The organism is Streptomyces sp. NPDC017246 (assembly GCF_044331325.1).
In the GTDB taxonomy this organism is placed as follows: Bacteria; Actinomycetota; Actinomycetes; order Streptomycetales; family Streptomycetaceae; genus Streptomyces.
The window spans coordinates 238,999-258,475 of record NZ_JBIRMW010000009.1; the positions used below are offsets into that span (position 1 = coordinate 238,999).

Annotated in this window: 17 protein-coding genes and 1 pseudogene; 12 read left to right on the forward strand and 6 right to left on the reverse strand. The window is 73.1% G+C overall.

Features of this window, described 5'->3' with window-relative positions:
* Positions 1-12: 12 nt before the first annotated feature.
* From ACH4MY_RS22545 to ACH4MY_RS22560, 4 genes and pseudogenes are all read right to left on the reverse strand, one after another.
* A pseudogene (locus tag ACH4MY_RS22545) lies at positions 13-1,210 on the reverse strand (amidohydrolase); the annotation flags it as partial.
* Between the two features lie 88 nt (positions 1,211-1,298).
* Positions 1,299-1,994 (reverse strand): gamma-glutamyl-gamma-aminobutyrate hydrolase family protein, encoded by a 696-nt coding sequence (locus tag ACH4MY_RS22550; protein ID WP_398005509.1) that lies wholly within the window; start codon positions 1,992-1,994, stop codon positions 1,299-1,301.
* Between the two features lie 45 nt (positions 1,995-2,039).
* A complete protein-coding gene (gene eat / locus ACH4MY_RS22555) occupies positions 2,040-3,485 on the reverse strand; it encodes an ethanolamine permease (protein WP_398005510.1) in 1,446 nt (481 codons plus the stop codon).
* Positions 3,486-3,654: 169 nt separating this feature from the next.
* Complete coding sequence (locus ACH4MY_RS22560) at positions 3,655-4,383, reverse strand: FadR/GntR family transcriptional regulator (protein WP_398005511.1); 729 nt, start codon at positions 4,381-4,383, stop codon at positions 3,655-3,657.
* Positions 4,384-4,472: 89 nt separating this feature from the next.
* Between ACH4MY_RS22560 and ACH4MY_RS22565 the strand changes: the two genes are divergently transcribed.
* The 4 genes from ACH4MY_RS22565 (at position 4,473) to ACH4MY_RS22580 (ending at position 9,420) form a co-directional block, all read left to right on the forward strand.
* Positions 4,473-5,837: a glutamine synthetase family protein gene (locus ACH4MY_RS22565; RefSeq protein ID WP_398005512.1), complete on the forward strand. Its 1,365-nt coding sequence runs from the start codon at positions 4,473-4,475 to the stop codon at positions 5,835-5,837.
* Positions 5,838-5,904: 67 nt separating this feature from the next.
* Positions 5,905-7,260, forward strand: coding sequence for an aldehyde dehydrogenase family protein (locus ACH4MY_RS22570; protein WP_398005513.1), 1,356 nt, complete (start codon positions 5,905-5,907; stop codon positions 7,258-7,260).
* A 6-nt stretch (positions 7,261-7,266) separates the two neighbouring features.
* Positions 7,267-8,061 carry a 3-oxoacyl-ACP reductase gene (locus ACH4MY_RS22575; protein WP_398005514.1) on the forward strand — a complete coding sequence of 265 codons (795 nt, stop codon included), beginning with the start codon at positions 7,267-7,269 and terminating at the stop codon, positions 8,059-8,061.
* A gap of 99 nt (positions 8,062-8,160) precedes the next feature.
* Positions 8,161-9,420 carry an HAD family hydrolase gene (locus tag ACH4MY_RS22580; RefSeq protein ID WP_398005515.1) on the forward strand — a complete coding sequence of 420 codons (1,260 nt, stop codon included), beginning with the start codon at positions 8,161-8,163 and terminating at the stop codon, positions 9,418-9,420.
* Positions 9,421-9,453: 33 nt separating this feature from the next.
* Here ACH4MY_RS22580 and ACH4MY_RS22585 read toward each other — a convergent pair whose 3' ends face one another.
* Entirely contained in the window at positions 9,454-10,656 is a 1,203-nt protein-coding gene (locus tag ACH4MY_RS22585) for an amino acid deaminase/aldolase (protein WP_398005516.1), read from the reverse strand.
* A 733-nt stretch (positions 10,657-11,389) separates the two neighbouring features.
* Between ACH4MY_RS22585 and ACH4MY_RS22590 the strand changes: the two genes are divergently transcribed.
* From ACH4MY_RS22590 to ACH4MY_RS22600, 3 genes are all read left to right on the forward strand, one after another.
* Entirely contained in the window at positions 11,390-12,604 is a 1,215-nt protein-coding gene (locus tag ACH4MY_RS22590) for a hypothetical protein (protein ID WP_398005517.1), read from the forward strand.
* A complete protein-coding gene (gene mycP / locus ACH4MY_RS22595) occupies positions 12,601-13,785 on the forward strand; it encodes a type VII secretion-associated serine protease mycosin (RefSeq protein WP_398005518.1) in 1,185 nt (394 codons plus the stop codon). The genes ACH4MY_RS22590 and mycP overlap by 4 nt, the downstream gene beginning before the upstream one ends.
* A 158-nt stretch (positions 13,786-13,943) precedes the next feature.
* On the forward strand, positions 13,944-14,675 hold the full coding sequence (locus ACH4MY_RS22600; RefSeq protein WP_398005519.1) for an SseB family protein: 732 nt from the start codon (positions 13,944-13,946) through the stop codon (positions 14,673-14,675).
* Positions 14,676-14,743: 68 nt separating this feature from the next.
* Here ACH4MY_RS22600 and ACH4MY_RS22605 read toward each other — a convergent pair whose 3' ends face one another.
* Complete coding sequence (locus ACH4MY_RS22605; RefSeq protein WP_189832415.1) at positions 14,744-15,121, reverse strand: DUF1844 domain-containing protein; 378 nt, start codon at positions 15,119-15,121, stop codon at positions 14,744-14,746.
* A gap of 353 nt (positions 15,122-15,474) precedes the next feature.
* On the opposite strand from ACH4MY_RS22605, the gene infC reads away from it, so the two are divergent.
* The 5 genes from infC to ACH4MY_RS22630 all read left to right on the forward strand — a co-directional run bounded on the left by infC (position 15,475) and on the right by ACH4MY_RS22630 (position 19,405).
* Positions 15,475-16,170, forward strand: a complete 696-nt coding sequence (gene infC, locus ACH4MY_RS22610) for a translation initiation factor IF-3 (RefSeq protein WP_398005599.1) — start codon at positions 15,475-15,477, stop codon at positions 16,168-16,170.
* 123 nt (positions 16,171-16,293) lie between these two features.
* Complete coding sequence (gene rpmI, locus ACH4MY_RS22615; protein ID WP_030316087.1) at positions 16,294-16,488, forward strand: 50S ribosomal protein L35; 195 nt, start codon at positions 16,294-16,296, stop codon at positions 16,486-16,488.
* 108 nt (positions 16,489-16,596) lie between these two features.
* The gene (gene rplT, locus ACH4MY_RS22620; protein ID WP_398005520.1) at positions 16,597-16,983 is read left to right on the forward strand and encodes a 50S ribosomal protein L20; all 387 of its coding nucleotides are present in this window, start codon (positions 16,597-16,599) and stop codon (positions 16,981-16,983) included.
* 283 nt (positions 16,984-17,266) lie between these two features.
* Entirely contained in the window at positions 17,267-18,106 is an 840-nt protein-coding gene (locus ACH4MY_RS22625; RefSeq protein ID WP_398005521.1) for a TrmH family RNA methyltransferase, read from the forward strand.
* 81 nt (positions 18,107-18,187) lie between these two features.
* Entirely contained in the window at positions 18,188-19,405 is a 1,218-nt protein-coding gene (locus ACH4MY_RS22630) for an ATP-binding protein (RefSeq protein ID WP_398005522.1), read from the forward strand.
* Positions 19,406-19,477: the final 72 nt, after the last annotated feature.

Consider the following 19,477-nt stretch of genomic DNA (forward strand, 5'->3'; position numbering starts at 1 on the left):
GCCGGGGGTGGGTCAGAGTCCCGCCGCCCGGTGGGTGATCCGCCCGTTCAGGACCGTCAGCAGCACCGGGAGGTCCGGCAGGTCCGTCGCCGCCGTGGTGAGCGGGCTGTCCGCGAAGACCGCCAGATCGGCGCGGAAGCCGGGGCCGAGCCGGCCCGCCTCGTGCTCCTCGCCCGCCGCGTACGCCGGTGCCGTCGTCATGCCCCGCAGTGCCTCCAGGGCCGTCAGCGCCTGCTCGGGCCCGTGCGGTGCCTGGCCGAGGTCGCGGCTCGGGCGCCGGTGCCGGGCTCCGGCCATCACACCCAGCGGCGGGAACGGCGCGATCGGCCAGTCGGAGCCGAGGACCACCATGGCCCCGGAGTCGGCGAGGTCCCGGCAGCGCCACGCGCGCGAGGCGCGCTCCTCGCCGAGACGGCGCGACCAGTTGTCGGTGTGGTCGGCGCGGGTGAAGTCACAGCAGTGGGTGGGCTGCATGGAGGCGAGGACGCCCAGGTCCGCGAAGCGGCGCAGGGTGTCGTCCGGCACGGTCTCGATGTGCTCGACCCGGTGCCGCACCTCGTTTCCGCCGCCGGCGCGGGCCTTCTCGACGGCGTCGAGGACGTGCCGGACGGCGGCGTCGCCGATGGCGTGGGTCGCGGTCGCGACCCACGCCCGGTGCAGTGCGCCGATGATCCCGGTGTACGCGGCGGGGTCAGGCCAGAACGCGTGGGTGGACTCGCCGTGGCAGTCGGGGCGCTCCAGCCACGCGGTGCCGTTGTCGATGGTTCCGTCCATGAAGAGCTTCACGCCGGCGACCCGCCACAGCGCGCCGCCGGTGCCCTGCCGCTCGATGAGGGCCCGTACCTCGTCCGCGTCGGCGCCGGGCTGGCACCAGGGCGCCACCCGGAGTCGCAGTGGCAGCTCACCGGCCGCGTCGAGCTGTCCGTACAGCGCGAGGCTGTCGCCGTTGGCGTCCATGGCGGCCACCGCCGGTGAGGCCGGTGGCCGCCATGGACCGCAGCGCCGCCGCGAGCCGTTCCCGGCTCTCCTCGGGGGTCGGGCGCGGGGCGACCCGCTCGACGAGCTCGCAGGCGGCGTCCTCCTGGAGCAGTCCGGTCGGGCGTCCGGCGGCGTCGCAGACGACCTCGGCGGAGGCCTGGGCGAAGGTGCGGGGCCCGTCGACCCCGGCGAGTTCGAGCGCCCGTCGGCTGGCGAGCGCCGAGTGGGCGTCTCCGCCGCCCTCTACGCCCTCCTCATGCGGAACGACCGCACCCTGCTCGCCGCCCGCGCGGCCGGCTGAGCGCCCGTACGCCCCTCCGTCAGGCGCGCCCCGCCGCGCCCGACGCCGCCTCCACGAGCCCCCGCATCACGCGCGGGTCCTCGCCCATCTCCGGGTGCCACTGGACCCCGAGGACCCAGGCCGGGGCGGCCAGCTCCACCGCCTCCACCGTGCCGTCCTCCGCGTGGGCGGAGGCCGCGAGCCCCGCGCCCAGCCGGTCGACGGCCTGGTGGTGATAGGTCGGGACCTCGGTGAGCTCGGGGACCAGGGCGGCGTACCGGCTCCCCGGCACCGGCTTCACCGCGTGCCGGCCGATCACCCCGACCGCCTCCACATGCCCGTCCAGGTGCTGGACCAGGGTCCCGCCGAGGGCCACGTTCAGCAGCTGCATGCCCCGGCAGATGCCGAGCAGCGGGGTCCCGGAGGCGAGCGCCGCGTCGATCAGGGCCAGCTCCCAGGCGTCCCGCTCCCGCGCCGGCGGGCCCGTACGGGCGTCGGGTTCGGCCCCGTACTGCACGGGCTCGACATCCGCCCCGCCCGCGACGACCAGTGCGTCGAGCCGGGCCACGACGGACGCCGCGGCCTCCGGCCCGTCCGGCGGCAGCATCACGGCGAGCCCCCCGCTCTCCTGGACGAGCCGCGGGTACGGGGCGGGGAGCAGCGCGGCCCGCATGTCCCACACGCCCCAGCGGGCCCGGTCCAGATAGGTGGTCACGCCGATGAGCGGCTTGGACACGGAACGTCCTCCAGGAGAGCGGGTGAGGGGCGGCGGGCAGGGGAGTCAGTCGCGTTCGAGCTCGGCCTCGGCGGCGGCGAGCGCCGCGAACTCCTCCTCGGGCGCCCTCGCCACCAGATGGTTCCGACTGTAGAACGCGAAGTAGGCGAGGGCGATCGCGTACACCCCGAGCGCCATGAAGGCCGCCGTCCGGTCCACCAGGAAGGTCGCGACCAGCGCGGACAGGGCCAGGACGAAGGCCACCGACGAGGTGACGATCCCGCCGGGCGTGCGGTACGGCCGGTGCAGCCCCGGCTCGCGGCGCCGCAGCACGATGTGGGAGAGCGCCATCAGGGCGTACGAGATGGTGGCGCCGAACACGGCGATGTTGAGCATCCGCGCCCCGTCGCCTGTCCCGGCGGCCAGCGCGAAGCCGATCGCCCCCGGGATGAGGAGCCCCAGGTAGGGGGACTTCCGTCGGCTGGTGAGGGAGAGGAAGCGGGGCAGGTAGCCCGCCCGGGAGAGGGCGAAGAGCTGGCGCGAGCCGGCGTAGATGAGGGAGAAGAAGGAGGCGACCAGGCCGGCGAGGCCCGCGTAGTTCACGAACCGGCTGAGCGCGGTCGGCTCCCCGTCGCCCTGCAGCGCCACGACGAGGGGGTTGCCCGCCTCCTGGACGGCCGCCGAGCCGCGCGCCCCGGTCGCGGCGAAGAAGGTCATGACGGCGAGCAGCACCAGGATGCCCATGGAGATCGCGAGCGCCTTCGGCATCGACCGCACCGGGTCCTTCGCCTCCTCGGCGGCGAGCGGTACGCCCTCGACGCCCAGGAAGAACCACATGCCGAAGGGGAACGCGGCCCAGATCCCGAGCAGGCCGAACGGCAGCCAGGAGTTCGCCCCGAAGGCCTCGCCGTCGACCGGGATGTCGTTCAGTCCGTCGACGTGGAAGTCGGTGAGGGCGCCGAGCGCGAAGACGACGAGGGCCGCGACCGCGATGGCCGTCACGACGAGGCTGAAGCGCAGGGCCTCGCCCACGCCCCACAGATGGATCCCGATGAAGAGGGCGAAGCAGACCAGGTACACCGGCCAGCCGGACTCCAGGCCGAAGAGGCCGAGGGATTCGACGTAGTCGCCGATGAAGATCGAGATCGCGGCCGGCGCGAGGATGTACTCGATGAGGATCGCGGTGCCGGTGAGGAACCCGCCCCAGGTGCCGAGCGCCCGGCGGGCGAAGCCGTAGCCGCCGCCCGCCGTGGGCAGGATGGCGGAGAGTTCGGCGAGGGCGAAGACGAGACAGGCGTACATCGCGCCCATCAGGACGGTGGCGACGGCGAGTCCGCCGAAGCCGCCCTTCGACAGGCCGATGTTCCAGCCGGAGAAGTCCCCGGAGACGACGTAGGCGACGCCGAGACCGGTGAGCAGCAGCCATCCGGCGCTGCCGCGGCGCAGCGCGCGGCGCTCCAGGTAGTCGTCCTGCGGCGGGGTGGTGCTCCCGGAGGTTTTTTCGAGCGTCATGGCAGCGTCAGCTCCCCGTAACGGGCCCAATGGATTGGAGGCATACCTTTGCGTCGGCCACCGGGGGAGCGCAACCCCCGTGCGTTACTTTCGGGTTACGGGAGTCAGGGCCCGCGCCGTCGGGCCGGGGCCCGCGGCGAACGGGCCGCCGCTCACGTCGGGCCGCCGCTCACGTCAGGAAGCCCCGCAGCAGCGCGGCCGTCCCCGAGCAGTGCTCGCGCATCACCTCGCGCGCCGCGTCGGCGTCGCCGTCGAGAACCGCCTCCATCACCGCGGTGTGCTGGTGCTGGGAGTGCTCCAGGTTGCGCACGAGCAGGGGGATGCAGTCGAGCAGGTCGTTCACGGTCGCCCGGACGGCCGCGTACTGGGCCGTGAGCGTCGGCGAGCCGGAGAGCTCGGCCAGGGTGAGGTGGAGCAGGGTGTCCTGGCGGCGGTAATCGGCCAGCGGGGCGTCATGGGTCGCCGCCACGGCGGCCCGCAGCCGCTCGGCGCCCGCCGCGTCCAGGCCGTGGGCCGCGCAGAGCCCGGCCGCCCCGACCTCCAGGACCTCGCGGAAGCGCAGGGTGTCCTCCATGTCGACCGAGGCGATCCGGCGTCGCAGCTCGTCCTCGTCGGCCGTCTGGACCCGGGGCAGCACGAACGTTCCGCCGTAGCGGCCGCGCCGGCTCTCCACGAGGCCCTGCTCCTGGAGGACCTTGAGGACCTCGCGCAGGGTCACCCGGCTGATCCCCATCCGGTCGGCGAGCTCCCGCTCGGCGGGCAGCCGCTCCCCGCCGGGCACGAGCCCGAGCCGTACCACCTGGAGGATCTGCTCCAGGGCCTCCTCGAAGCCGTTGCCCGCTCGTACCGGCCGCAGCACGGGCGTCAGTCGGTCCGCCGATTCACTCGTACTGGCCACGTTCTCGATTCCCCTTCGTCAGCACTTCCCAAGCAATGGTATTCCGCAATACCTTATGGCTTCCGGCAGGCCGAAGGAGGAGCAATCCCGTGGCAGACCGCAAACCCCCGCTCACCGTCGAGGAGCTCCGTGCCCTCGTCGCGAGCGGCGAGATCGACACCGTCGTCCTGGCCTTCCCCGACATGCAGGGGCGGCTCCAGGGCAAGCGGTTCGCCGCCCCGTTCTTCCTGGACGAGGTACTCGGCCACGGCACCGAGGGCTGCAACTATCTTCTGGCCGTCGACACCGAGATGAACACCGTCGACGGCTACGAGATGTCCTCCTGGGACCGCGGCTACGGCGACTTCGCGATGCACCCCGACCTCACCACCCTCCGCCGCCTCCCCTGGAACGAAGCCACCGCCATGGTGACGGCGGACCTCGCCTGGGGCGACGGCACCCCCGTCGTCGCGGCCCCCCGACAGATACTCCGCCGCCAGCTGGAGCGCCTCGCGGAACACGGCTTCACCGCCCACGTCGGCACCGAACTCGAGTTCATCGTCTTCAAGGACAGCTACGAGCAGGCCTGGGACGCGAACTACCGCGGTCTCACCCCCGCCAACCAGTACAACATCGACTACTCCGTCCTCGGCACCGGACGCGTCGAACCCCTCCTGCGCCGCATCCGCAACGAGATGACCGGCGCCGGACTCACCGTCGAGTCCGCCAAGGGCGAATGCAACCCCGGCCAGCACGAGATCGCCTTCAAGTACGACGAGGCCCTCGTCACCTGCGACGGACACGCCGTCTACAAGACGGGCGCCAAGGAGATCGCCGCCCAGGAGGGCTGCTCGCTCACCTTCATGGCGAAGTACAACGAGCGCGAGGGCAACTCCTGCCACATCCACCTCTCCCTCCAGGACGCCGGGGGAACGAACGTGATGGCCGGAGACGACCCGCACGGGATGTCCGAGACCATGCGGCACTTCCTCGCCGGACAGCTCGCCGCCCTCCGCGACTTCTCCCTCCTCTACGCCCCCAACATCAACTCCTACAAGCGGTTCCAGCCCGGATCCTTCGCGCCCACCGCCGTCGCCTGGGGCCACGACAACCGCACCTGCTCGCTCCGGGTCGTCGGCCACGGCCGCTCCACCCGCTTCGAGAACCGCCTCCCCGGCGGCGACGTCAACCCGTACCTCGCCGTAGCCGGCCTGGTCGCGGCCGGTCTCCACGGCATCGAGAACCGCCTCGAACTGCCCCCGCCCTGCACGGGGAACGCCTACACCGGCGACTACGCGCACGTGCCCACCACCCTGCGCGAGGCCGCCGAACTCTGGGAGACCAGCGAGATCGCCAAGGCGGCCTTCGGGGACGAGGTCGTCGCCCACTACCGCAACATGGCCCGCGTCGAACTCGACGCCTTCGACGCGGCCGTCACGGACTGGGAACTGCGCCGCTCCTTCGAACGGCTCTGACGCCTCCGGCGCGTCCGCCGACGCCCACGCGCACGCACGCCTGCGAAACACCGCTGAGAGGAACGAGTTGCTCCAGGTACTGAACCCGGCGACGGAGGAGCTGGTCGCCACCGTCCCCGCCGCCACCCCCGCCGACGTCGACGCGGCCGTCGCCCGGGCCGCCGCCGCCCAGCGCGGCTGGGCCGCCGCCGCGCCCGGCGACCGGGCCCGGCTGCTCCGCCGCTTCGCCGCCGTCGTCGACGAGCACGTCGAGGAACTGGCCCGGCTCGAAGTGACCGAGGCCGGCCACACCATCGGCAACGCCCGCTGGGAGGCCGGCAACGTCCGCGACCTCCTCGACTTCGCCGCCGGGGGAGTGGAGCGCCTCAACGGACGCCAGATCCCGGTGGCCGGCGGACTCGACGTCACGATCCTCGAACCGCTCGGGGTCGTCGGCGTCATCGCCCCCTGGAACTTCCCCATGCCGATCGCCGCCTGGGCCACCGCACCCGCCCTCGCCGCCGGCAACGCCGTCCTCCTCAAGCCCGCCGAGACCACCCCGCTCACCGCGCTCCGGCTCGCCGAACTCGCCCTGGAGGCAGGCCTGCCGGAAGGCCTCTTCCAGGTCCTCCCCGGCACCGGCCCCGTCGCGGGCAACGCCCTCGTCGAGCACCCCGGCGTCGCCAAGATCGTCTTCACCGGCTCCACGAGGGTCGGGAAGTCGATCATGGCGAAGTGTGCCGACCAGGTGAAGCGGGTCACCCTCGAACTCGGCGGCAAGAGCCCCAACATCGTCTTCGCCGACGCGGACCTGGAGGCCGCGGCGGCGGCCACACCGATGTCCTTCCTCGACAACAGCGGCCAGGACTGCTGCGCCCGCACCCGCATCCTCGTCCAGCGGAGCGTGTACGACCGCTTCATGGAGCTCCTCACCCCCGCGATCGAGGGGATCGTCGTCGGCGACCCCGCCGACGAGCGCACCCGGATGGGCCCGCTCATCTCCCGCGCCCAGCTCGACCGTGTCCGCTCCTACGTCACCGACGACCTCCCCGGCATCCGCGGCAAGGCCCCCGAAGGCCCCGGCTTCTGGTTCCCGCCGACCGTCCTCACCGGCCTGTCCGAGGACGCGCCCTGCGCCGTCGAGGAGATCTTCGGGCCCGTCGCCGTCGTCCTCCCCTTCGAGGACGAGGCCGACGCGATCCGCCTCGCCAACGCCACCGAGTACGGCCTGTCCGGCTCCCTCTGGACCCGGGACGTCGGCCGCGCCCTGCGCGTCTCCCGCGCGGTCCGGGCCGGCAACCTCTCCGTCAACTCCCACTCCAGCGTCCGCTACTGGACCCCGTTCGGCGGCTACCGGCAGTCCGGCCTCGGCCGCGAACTGGGCCCCGACGCACTGACCGCCTTCACCGAAACCAAGAACGTCTTCATCAGCACGGAGGCCTGAGCACCCATGACCAGCACCAGCACCGAAGAGATCGTCTGCCGCCGGCTCGTCGGCCGCACCGCCGTCATCACCGGAGCCGGCAGCGGCATCGGCCTCGCCACCGCCCGCCGCCTCGCCTCCGAGGGCGCCAACGTCGTCTGCGGGGACATCGACGAGACGGCGGGGAAGGCGGCGGCCGAGGAGGTCGGCGGCACCTTCGTCCAGGTCGACGTCACCGACCCCGAGCAGGTCGAGGCCCTGTTCAAGACGGCCTTCGACACCTACGGCTCCGTCGACATCGCCTTCAACAACGCCGGCATCTCGCCGCCCGAGGACGACTCCATCCTGGAGACCGGCCTGGAGGCCTGGAAGCGCGTCCAGGACGTCAACCTCACCTCGGTCTACCTGTGCTGCAAGGCCGCCCTGCCCTACATGCGCCGCCAGGGCAGGGGCTCCATCATCAACACCGCCTCCTTCGTCGCGATCATGGGCGCGGCCACCAGCCAGATCTCTTACACCGCCTCCAAGGGCGGCGTGCTCGCGATGTCCCGCGAGCTGGGCGTCCAGTTCGCCCGCGAGGGCATCCGCGTCAACGCCCTCTGCCCCGGGCCCGTCAACACCCCGCTCCTCCAGGAACTCTTCGCCAAGGACCCCGAGCGGGCCGCGCGCCGCCTCGTCCACATCCCCGTCGGCCGCTTCGCCGAGCCCGAGGAGATCGCCGCGGCGGTCGCCTTCCTCGCGAGCGACGACTCCTCCTTCGTCAACGCCAGCGACTTCCTGGTCGACGGAGGCATCGCGGGCGCGTACGTGACCCCGCTCTAGACCGCCGCCACACCCCATCCCCACCCCCACCCGGCAGCCGGGCGTCGCAAGGCGCCCGGCTGCCGTGCGTCCGGGACAGTCCAGACAAGGAGAGCGATCATGAACCACCGGCTCCGTACGTCCGCGGCCACCGCCGCCCTCGCCCTCGCGGCGACGAGCCTCGTCTCCGGCCCCCAGACCGCCGAGGCGTACCCCCGGCCCTGCCCGACGCTGAGGATCTCCGAGGGCTGGTACGGCGACAACAAGGCGCGCATCGACACGCTGATGGCCGACCACTGCCGGGACAAGGGCTCCCGGGGCAGGAAGCCCGTCGCGGTCTTCGACTGGGACAACACCGTCATCAAGAACGACGTCGGCGACGCCACCTTCTACTGGCTGCTCCGCAACAACCGCGTCCGGCCCCCGGAGAACGGCGACTGGTCCACCACCAGCCGCTACCTCACCCCGGAGGCCGCGACCTCCCTCGGAGACGCCTGCCCCACCGGCGCCCGCACTCTCCCCACCGCCACCGACACCCGCTGCGCCGACGAGCTCCTCTCCGTCTACGGCTCGGGCGCCACCACGGCCGGGAAGACCGCCTTCACGGGCTACGACCGCCGCCGCATGGAACCCCAGTACGCCTGGCTCGCCCAGCTGCTGCGCGGCTGGACCACCCGCCAGGTCGAGTCCTTCGCCGCCGCGGCCCGCGCCGAGAACCTCGCCGCCCCGCAGGGCGCCACCCAGAGCGTCGGCACCGCCCGGGTCACCGGCTGGGTCCGCTACTACCCGCAGCAGCGCGACCTGATCCGTACCCTCAAGGACGCCGGATTCGACGTCTGGATCGTCTCCGCCTCCCCCGAGCCCGTCGTCGACGTCTGGGCGAAGGGCGTCGGCGTCGCGCCCTCCCACACCCTCGGCATCCGCAACACCACCGAGCACGGCCGGCTCACCGCCCACCTCAAGGGCTGCGGGTCGGTCCGGGACGGCCAAGACACGACGATCACCTATATCGACGGCAAGCGCTGCTGGATCAACCAGGAGATCTTCGGCGTCCGCGGCCCCGAGGCCGAGCGGGTCCAGCCCGCCTCCCGGCGCCAGGTGTTCGCCGCGGGCGACTCCGACACCGACATCTCGTTCCTGCGGGACGCCACCGGCCTGCGCCTGGTCCTCAACCGCAACAAGAACGAACTCATGTGCCGGGCGTACGAGAACGGCGACGGCCGCTGGATCGTCAACCCGATGTTCATCGAGCCGAAGCAGCGGAAGGCCACCCCGTATCCCTGCGCCGCCACCGGCTACACGGCGAGCGACGGCACGGCGCAGCCGGTCCGCCGGCCCGACGGAAGCGTGATCCCGGACCAGACGGACCGCGTGTACTAGGAGGGGACCGTGTCCGGGGGAGGGCCGCGTGTACTAGAGGAAGGTCCGCCCCTCGCCCCGGTACGTCGGTACGGTGGCCGTGATCCGGTCACCCTCGATCAGCTGAAGGCTCTCGAACCGCTCGCACAGCTCACCGGCCTTCGCGTGCCGGAACCACACCTTGTCGCCGATCCGGAGATCGTCGGCCGGGGAACCGAGCAGCGGGGTCTGCACCTCGCCGGGACCCTCCTGGGGGTCGTACTTCAGCCCCTCCGGCAGGTACGGCACGGGGAGCCGGTCGGGACCCGCGGCACCGGACGCGGGGTACCCCCCGCCGAGGACCGTCACCACCCCGACCCCCGGACGACGGACGACCGGCTGCGCGAACAGTGCGGCCGGTCGTCCGCTGAACGAGGTGTAGTTGTCGAAGAGCCGCGGCACGAAGAGCCCCGAACCCGCGGCGATCTCCGTCACCGCGTCCTCGGCGGCCGTGTGCTGCACGCTTCCGGTGCCACCGCCGTTCACGAACTCCAGGTCCGGCGCCACCGCCCGCACGGCCCGCACCACGGCCGCCCGGCGCTCCGCCAGCTCCCTGCGGGCCGCCGACTGCATCAGCCGGATCGCCCGCGAGCGAAGCGGCCGGCCCGAGACCGCGTCCCCGACCCCCGCCACATGCCCCTCGTACGCCATGATCCCGACCAGCCGGAAACCGGGACGCCGCTCCACCGAGCGGGCCAGCTCCGCCAGTTCCGCGGGCTCGCGCAGCGGGGAACGGCGGGCACCGACCCGTATCCGGCCACCCAGCAGACTCAGCGCCGTGTCCAGCTCCAGACAGACCCGGACCTCCTCCGTCCCGCCCGCGCGGGAGGCGTCGATCAGATCCAGCTGCGCCACGTCGTCGACCATCACGGTCACGGCGGCGGCCAGCTTCGGGTCCCGCGCCAGCTCCCCGAACCCGGAGCGGTCCGCCGAGGGGTAGGCGAGCAGGACCTCCTCGAAACCGGCCCGCGCCAGCCACAGCGACTCGTCGAGCGTGAACGACATGATCCCCGCGAAGCCCTCCCGCGCGAGGACCCGCTCAAGGAGCGCCCGGCACCGCACGGACTTGCTCGCCACCCGCACCGGCTTGCCGCCGGCCCGGCGGACGAGGTCCGCCGCGTTGGCGTCGAAGGCTTCCAGATCGACGATCGCCACGGGCGCGTCGAGGTGGGCGGTGGCCCGGTCGTAACGGGCCCGGTCGGCGGCACGGGGAGTCATGGCCCGAGCTTGCCAGACAGGTTTACGGGTGGGTAGCCCCTGGGTTCCCGTACCAGGGGGAACAGCCCGTAGAGTGACGGGCATTGTCGACACGAGCGGGGGGACGGGGATGACCGGCGAACAGCGCCCCGGCACGACCTCCCGCATCACGGACGCCCTCCTCCCACCGCCCGCCGCGGACCCGGAACCGCCGGCGGTGGAGACGACCACGAGACTGAGAGCGATCCACCCGACGGAACCCCGCCCCCCGACTCTGCCGCACCCGGCGACTCCACCCCGCCCGGCACCGGGCCCGGTGGCTCCGGCTCCTGGTTTCGCGGGTTCCGGGCTCGCCCCTGCGGCTCCTGGTCCGGTGGCTCCGGCGCGTCCGGCTCCCGGTTTCGCGGCCTCCGCACCCGCCAATTCCGCTCCCGGCCCGGTGGCTCCGGCGCGTCCTGTGTCCGGTCCCGGGGTTCCGCCCCGGCCCGCGACGCTCCCGTCGACACCGCCCCGCCCGGCGAAGGATGCCGGGGTTCCGACGGCCCCGGCTCCGGCGCGCCCGGCGCCCGGCTCCGCCGGCCCGGCGCCCGGCTCCGCCGGCCCGGCGCCCGCGGCACCGTCCTACCCGGCGCCCGGCCCGGTGGCTCCGGGCCGGCCGGTGTCCGGCCCCGGGGCCCCGCCCCGACCCGTGACGCTCCCGTCGGCGGCTGCGGCCGTTTCGCCTCCGCGCGCGGCGACGGGCTCCGGGGTGCCGATGCCCGCTCCCTCCTCGGGCCCGGCATCCTCCGCGCAGCCGCAGCCGCAGCCGCAGCCGCAGCCGCAGCCGCAGCCGCAGCCGCAGCCGGAGCCGTCGTCCGGCCTCCGGGATGCGGACCGCCGCGCGACCGGCCCGGGCACGCGGCCCGGCTCCCCGGCGGCCGCGACCGGTTCGACCCCTCGGCCCGGCCCCGCGGCCGCTCCTGCGGCCACCGTTCGGCCCCGGCCCGCGGCCGTCACCCCGTCCACCGGTCCGGCGCCCGGCCGTACCGCCCCGGCCACCGACTTGGCCGCCCCGTGGACGCACCCCGCGCCGGCCACCGGCTCCGCCGCCCCCTGGGCGCGCCCCGCCCCGGGCCCCGGCCCGTCGTCCGGTCGTGCCCACGGCTTCGGCGGCCCCCGGGCCCTGCCTCCCGAGGCGCCCGTCGAGACCACCACCCGGCTGCGGCCCGTGCGCGAGCGGCGGATCGGGCGGGTCGTCGCCGTCGCCGCCTGTGCCGTGCTCGGGATCGGGCTCATCGGCGGGGCGCTCGCCGGGGTGTGGCTCGCCGCAGCCGAGTCCGACGAGCCCGCCGAACCCGCCGGGTACACCGAGGCGATGGACCTCTGGCACAACGCGCCCGTCGACACCCTCTTCCCCCGCACCCTGTCCGGCCCCGGCGCGGGCCCCGGTGCCGCCACCCGCACCTGGACCCGGATCGTCGTCGCCCCGGACGCCGCCTGCTCACCGGCCGTCCTGGCCAGGAACCTGCTCGCGGCCCTCCGGCCGCTCGGCTGCGAGCGGGTGCTGCGCGCCACGTACACCGACGCCACCGCCAGCAGCGTCATCACCGTCGGCCTCGTCTTCACCCGTGCCGACGCGGCCACTCAGCGGACCCTCGACCCGGGCCTCACCACGCGCCTCGGCGCGGACGTGCCCCCGGCGCTCTCCGGCCCCGGGACCGTCGCGGCCCGCTTCGGCGCGAAGCAGCGCGCCGGCTGGTGGCTGAACGCCCCCGCCGACCTCCCCGTCGTCGTCACCGCCGTCTCCGGCTTCGCCGACGGCCGGGCCGTCGACGGCCCGCAGCCCGCCGACCGGGCCATGGCCCGGGGCCGTACGGACGCCACCGCGCAGTCCGGCCTCGGCCACGAGGCCAAGAACATCACGGTGCTGTTCGAGCAGTTGCTGCGCACGGCCGTCGCTCCGAAGGCGAAGGAGAAGGACGCCCGGTGAACCGCCCGACCCGCCCGACCCGGCTCCGTACCCCCGCGGTCGTCCTCATCGCCGCGGCCTTCGCGGCCCTGCCCGCCACCACGGCGCCGGCGTACGCCGACACCATCCGGGCCCGCCAGTGGGGTCTCGAAGCCATGCACACCACGGAGGCCTGGCGGACCACCAAGGGGGAGGGCGTCACGGTCGCCGTCCTCGACACGGGTGTCGACGCCGCGCACCCGGACCTGGAGGGTTCGGTCCTCACCGGCCGCGACCTGATCGGCTTCGGTGCGGCCCGGGGCGACCGCGCCTGGGCCCGGCACGGCACGGCGATGGCCGGGATCATCGCCGGGCACGGCCACGGCCCCGACGGCGGGGACGGTGTCCTCGGCATCGCGCCGGGCGCGAAGATCCTCCCCGTGCGGGTCATCCTCGAAGGCGCCGACACGTCCCGCGACAAGGCCCGCAAGACCCGTGGCACGGCCCTCGCCGAGGGCATCCGCTGGGCCGCCGACCACGGCGCCGATGTCATCAACATGTCCCTCGGCGACGACTCCAAGTCCGCCCACCCCGACGCGGGCGAGGACGCCGCCGTCCAGTACGCGCTCTCGAAGGGCGTCTCCGTCGTCGCCTCCGCCGGCAACGGCGGTGAGAAGGGCGACCACATCTCGTACCCCGCCGCCTACCCCGGCGTCATCGCCGTCACGGCCGTCGACCGCTACGGCACCCACGCCTCCTTCTCCACCCGCCGCTGGTACGCCACCGTCAGCGCCCCCGGGGTCGACATCGCCATCGCGGACCCGGACCGCCGCTACTACGAGGGCTGGGGCACCAGCGCCGCCGCCGCGTTCGCCTCGGGGGCCGTCGCCCTCGTCCGCGCCGCACACCCCGACCTCACCCCGGCCCAGGTCAAGCGGCTGCTCATCGACACCGCGCGCAACCGGCCGAAGGGCGGCCGCAGCGATTCCAAGGGGTACGGGACGGTCGACCCGGCCGCCGCGATCGAGGCCGGGTCCCGGGTCGAAGCGGGCGATCCCACGAACGTCACCAGCGGTTTCAAGGGCCAGTACTTCGGGCCGGGACCGCTCCCCGCCGTCGAGGAGAGCCGCCCGATCGGTCTGCTCGCCCCCCTAGCGGGCGGCCTGGGTGTCCTGCTGCTCCTGACCGCCGTCGTCCTGCGGCGCGCGCACCGCACCCACTGAGGACTCAGGCCCCCTCAAGGCCCACGCACCACCGAGGACCTACCCCCTCAAGGCCACGCACCACCGAGGCCCCCAAGGCCCACGCCCCGCTGAAAACCCGTGCTCCCCCCGCGGACCCGGCGGGCCGAGCGTCGTCCCGCGACGGTTAGGCTCGTCGTGTGGCGCTCAAGAACATCCCGGACCCCGGTTTCTCCGAAGACGACGGCACCGCCGACCCGCGGCTCGCCGCGGCCCTCGCGGCTTGGGCGGAGGACAGAACCGCCCACGGCCCGGTCCTCGACGCCCTGCGGGAGGCCCGGCTGCTCGTCCCCGTGGTCGCCGTCCTCGGTGAGGTCGAGACCGACGAGAACGGTCTGCGCCGCGAGAAGACCAGCGACATGGCGGTCCCCACCCTCACGGCCGGTGACCGGCGTGCCCTCCCCGCCTTCACCTCGATCGCCTCCCTCGCCCTCTGGGACCCGGAGGCCCGGCCCGTGGCCGTCCCGCTCCACCAGGCGCTCCAGGCGGCCGCGCACGAGAAGGCCGACACGGTCGTCCTCGACCTCGCGGGCCCGGTGCCGTACCAGTTGACGGGTCCGGCTCTGCTCGCCCTCGCCGAGGGCCGTACCAGCGCCGACCCGCTCGACGACCCGGCCGTACGGGAAGCGGTACGCGCGGCCGTCGCCGCCGAGCCCGCGGTGCTCCGCGCCCACCTGGGCCCCGGTGCCGCCGACGGCACCCTCGTCCTGGTCCTCGCGGAGGACGGCTCCCCGGCGGAGTCCGCCCAGCGGGTGGCCCGCGCCCTGGCCGCCGACGAAACACTGAGGGCCCGCCTGGTGCGGGGCCTCGACCTGGCACTTCTGCCGGCCTCGGCCACCCCTCCGGGCGAGCCCTTCTACGTCAAGCGGTAGGAACGCGGTGAAGCGGTGGGCATGTACGGACCTGCGACAGGGGTCCGTACATGCCCACCGCTCGGTTCCTAGCCGTACACCGGGCCCGTGTACTTCTCGCCCGGTCCCTGGCCCGGCTCGTCCGGGATCAGTGAGGCCTCTCGGAAGGCGAGCTGGAGGGACTTCAGGCCGTCCCGCAGGGGAGCGGCGTGGAAGGAGGAGACCTCCGTCGCGCCGGCGTCCAGCAGACCGGCCAGGGCGTGCACCAGCTTGCGGGCCTCGTCGAGGTCCTTGTACTTGTCGCCCTCCTCGGTGAGCCCGAGCTTCACGGCGGCGGCGCTCATCAGGTTGACGGCGACGGTGACGATCACCTCGACCGCGGGAACCTCAGCGATGTCGCGGGTCATGGCGTCGAAGTCGGGGGAATCGGGGGAGTCCGGAGACTCGTTCTGGGGCGTCTCGCTCATGCCTCATACGATATGCCGGTCCTCGGTTAGCGGAGACCGCCGGGTCCTGCTAACCTTGTGTAACGACCGGCTGGGCACCTGTGTGCCCGGCCCACAAGTGGAGGCTCCGTACTCCCACCTGACCACCCTACGGGTGGCGGGTCACCGGTCAGGTGGCGCCCATCGTTCCGTACGGACGATGGAGCCGCCCGATGTGCGCCCCGCGGTTGACCGCGGCGGTGCTCCGGTATTTCTTTGGAGCCCCGCCTGTGTCCCGTCCGGGGCATTTTTCATGTTCCGGCTCGGTTGGTCACAAGAAACAGACATGCGCGTCCGTCCGCCAGGCGGTCGCGTGGTGCTACCGAGGAGGATCCATCAGCGCCGAGCCCCGCATCAACGACAGGATTCGCGTTCCCGAGGTGCGACTTGTCGGACCCAGCGGCGAGCAGGTCGGGATTGTTCCGCTTGCCAAGGCCCTGGAGCTCGCACAGGAGTACGACCTCGACCTGGTCGAGGTGGCGGCGACCGCCCGTCCGCCCGTGTGCAAGCTCATGGACTACGGGAAGTTCAAGTACGAGTCGGCCATGAAGGCCCGTGAGGCGCGCAAGAACCAGGCGCACACGGTCATCAAGGAGATGAAGCTCCGGCCGAAGATCGACCCGCACGACTACGACACCAAAAAGGGTCACGTCGTCCGGTTCCTCAAGCAGGGTGACAAGGTCAAGATCACGATCATGTTCCGTGGTCGTGAGCAGTCCCGTCCCGAGCTTGGTTTCCGGCTGCTGCAGCGGCTGGCGTCGGACGTCGAGGAGCTTGGCTTCATCGAGTCCAACCCGAAGCAGGACGGCCGGAACATGATCATGGTTCTCGGCCCGCACAAGAAGAAGACCGAGGCCATGGCCGAGGCGCGTGAGGCTCAGGCCGCACGCAAGGCCGAGCGCCAGGGCGTCACCTCCGAGGAGACGTCCGAGGCTCCGGTCGCCGAGACCGAGGCTGCAGAGGCCGAGGTCGTCGAGGCTGCGGTCGTCGAGGCTCCGGCCGACGCTCCGGCCGAGACCCCCGAGGCGTGATCCCACGGGCTGCCACCCAGGCAGCCCTGGGCCCCGCCCGGATCCATCAAACGAAGAATTGACGCTCCCGGATCTCCGGTGCCACACCGGTGGGGAGCGCCACTGACGAGGAGATACGGCGCGATGCCGAAGAACAAGACGCACTCCGGTGCCAAGAAGCGCTTCAAGGTCACCGGCACCGGCAAGATCCTGCGCGAGCGCGCCGGCAAGCGCCACCTGCTCGAGCACAAGTCGTCCAAGCTGACGCGTCGCCTCACCGGCAACGCCGAGATGGCCCCGGGTGACGCCGCCAAGATCAAGAAGATGCTGGGCATCTGAGTTTGATCTCCCGCTCTCGGCGACGAGAGCCTCCGGCCAAAGACCGGGAACCATCCGTTTTTCGGGTCGTGTGAGGACCACCACGACCCCGCTACAAGGAGTTAACAAGTGGCACGCGTCAAGCGGGCAGTCAACGCCCACAAGAAGCGCCGGGCGATCCTCGAGGCCGCCAAGGGTTACCGCGGTCAGCGCTCGCGCCTGTACCGCAAGGCCAAGGAGCAGGTCACCCACTCCCTGGTCTACAACTACAACGACCGCAAGAAGCGCAAGGGCGACTTCCGTCGGCTGTGGATCCAGCGCATCAACGCCGCTGCCCGCCAGAACGGCATGACGTACAACCGCCTCATCCAGGGTCTGAACGCCGCCAACATCGAGGTGGACCGCAAGATCCTCGCCGAGCTGGCCGTCAACGACTCCAACGCGTTCGCCGCGCTGGTCGAGGTCGCGCAGAAGGCTCTGCCGGCCGACGTCAACGCCCCGAAGGCCGCCGCCTGATCTTCCAGGCCGCAGTACCTCTGCCCGGACCCGCAGGCGCGCACGCGTCGGCGGGTCCGGGTGCGTCCGGCCCCTGAAGGGCGTTCGGCGGAACCGGGCCGCGCAGACCCGAGCAATCCCGCGGCCGTCCCCGCGGACAGGCCCGTGACCTGTCCCGAAGCCGGTCCCGTCGGCCCGAGGCCGGACCGGCGAGCCCCAAGCCGGGCCCGCGGCCGGCGCCCCCGGTCACCGAAGCCCCGGATCCCGAAGTCACCCGGCACCGAAGAGAGAACCGCCGCACCTCATGGTCACCCCCGAGCTGATCTCCCCGCGTTCCCCGCGCGTCGTCGCCGCCCGGCGGCTCGCCAAGCGCAACTTCCGGGGCAAGGACCGCCTCTTCATCGCCGAGGGCCCGCAGGCCGTCCGTGAGGCCGTCGAGCACCGCGGTTCCACCGGCGAGCCCACGCTCGTCGAGCTCTTCACCACCGTCGAGGCCGCCGAGCGCTACAGCGCCATCATCGAGGCCGCCCTCGCCGCCGGCGCCCGTGTCCACCACGCCTCCGACGCCGTCCTCGCCGAGGTCTCGCAGACCGTCACCCCCCAGGGGCTCGTCGGCGTCTGCCGGTTCCTCGACTCGCCCTTCGAGGAGATCGTCGCGGCCCGCCCCAAGCTGGTCGCCGTCCTCGCCCACGTACGCGACCCCGGGAACGCCGGCACGGTGCTGCGCTGCGCCGACGCGGCCGGTGCCGACGCCGTCGTCCTCACCGACGCTTCCGTCGACCTGTACAACCCCAAGTCCGTGCGTGCCTCCGTCGGCTCCCTGTTCCACCTGCCGGTCGCCGTCGGCGTCCCCGTGGAGCAGGCCGTCGCCGGGCTGAAGAGCGCGGGCGTACGGATCCTCGCCGCCGACGGGGCGGGTGAGGACGACCTCGACGCGGAGCTGGACGCCGGCACCATGGGCGGGCCCACCGCCTGGATCTTCGGCAACGAGGCCTGGGGACTGCCCGAGGAGACCCGGGCGCTCGCCGACGCCGTCGTCCGCGTCCCGATCCACGGCAAGGCCGAGAGCCTCAACCTCGCCACCGCCGCCGCGGTCTGCCTGTACGCCTCCGCCCGCGCCCAGCGGCCCCGAACCTCCGCCTGAGGGGTCCATTCCGCCTTCCCCGCCCAGTAGAGTGACGCACTCGGGGGCCCACTGCGCTACACGGAGGGGTGGGGAACGGGGATGACGGTCGGCACGGACAGTCCCGCACAGGCACGGAGCGCCGAGCCGCACGCCCAGGAACCGCCGGGGGGCCCACCCGGATCCGAGGCGTCCGGACCGCACGAATCCGAGCCGCAGGACCCGAACGCGCCGGAGTCTCCGTGCGCGGACGTGGCCGACGCGTTCTTCGGGGTCCACCCCGACGACCTGCCCGACGGCCTCGTCATCGCCGACGAGACCGGCCGGATCGTCTGCTTCAACGCCGCCGCGGCCCGGATCACCGCCGTCCCCGGCGACCGTGCCCTCGGCCTCCCCCTCGACCGGGCGCTGCCCCTCGAAGACCTCAAGGGACGCCGCTGGTGGGCCCTGACCGACCCGTACGGCGGCCTCGCCACCCGCCGCGGCCAGCCCGAGCGCAACCTGCTGCTGCCCGGCGGCCGCGAGGTCCTCGTCTCCGCCCGGTACGTCCGCGAGCACCCCACAGGACCGGTCCGCCGGGTCGTGGTCAGCCTGCGCGGCACCGAGGCACGCCGCCGCACCGAGCGCAGCCACGCCGAGCTCATCGCCACCGTCGCCCACGAACTGCGCTCCCCGCTCACCTCCGTCAAGGGCTTCACCGCCACCCTCCTCACCAAGTGGGAGCGGTTCAACGACGAGCAGAAGCGGCTGATGCTGGAGACCGTCGACGCCGACGCGGGCCGTATCAAGCGGCTCATCGCCGAACTCCTCGACATCTCCCGGATCGACTCCGGCCGGCTCGAGGTGCGCCGTCAGCCCGTCGACATCGCCGCCGCCGTCGGCCGGCACGTCCAGGTGCACACCACCGGCGGACAGTCCCCGGACCGCTTCTTCGTACGGATCAGGCCCGAGCTGCCCGACCTCTGGGCCGACCCCGACAAGATCGACCAGATCCTCGGCAACCTCCTCGAAAATGCGGTGCGCCACGGGGAGGGAACCGTCACCATCGAGGTGGCACCCGTCAGGACGGGCGACGACGGAGAAGAGGGGACGGAGGTCACCGTGAGCGACGAGGGCCCCGGCATCCCCGAGGAGTCGATGAGCCGCGTCTTCACCCGCTTCTGGCGGGGCAGCAAACGCGGCGGCACCGGACTCGGCCTCTACATCGTCAAGGGCGTCGTCGAGGCCCACGGCGGGACCATCACCGTCGGAAGGGGCCCCCGCGGCGGGGCTGAGTTCCGATTTATCCTGCCCGTCGGCACCCCGGCCCATCTCATCTGACGAGATCAGAAGAGATCAGGAGCCGCCCGGCCTGCCCACGGGCTCATTCGCGTCCCCCCACCCCGTTAGACT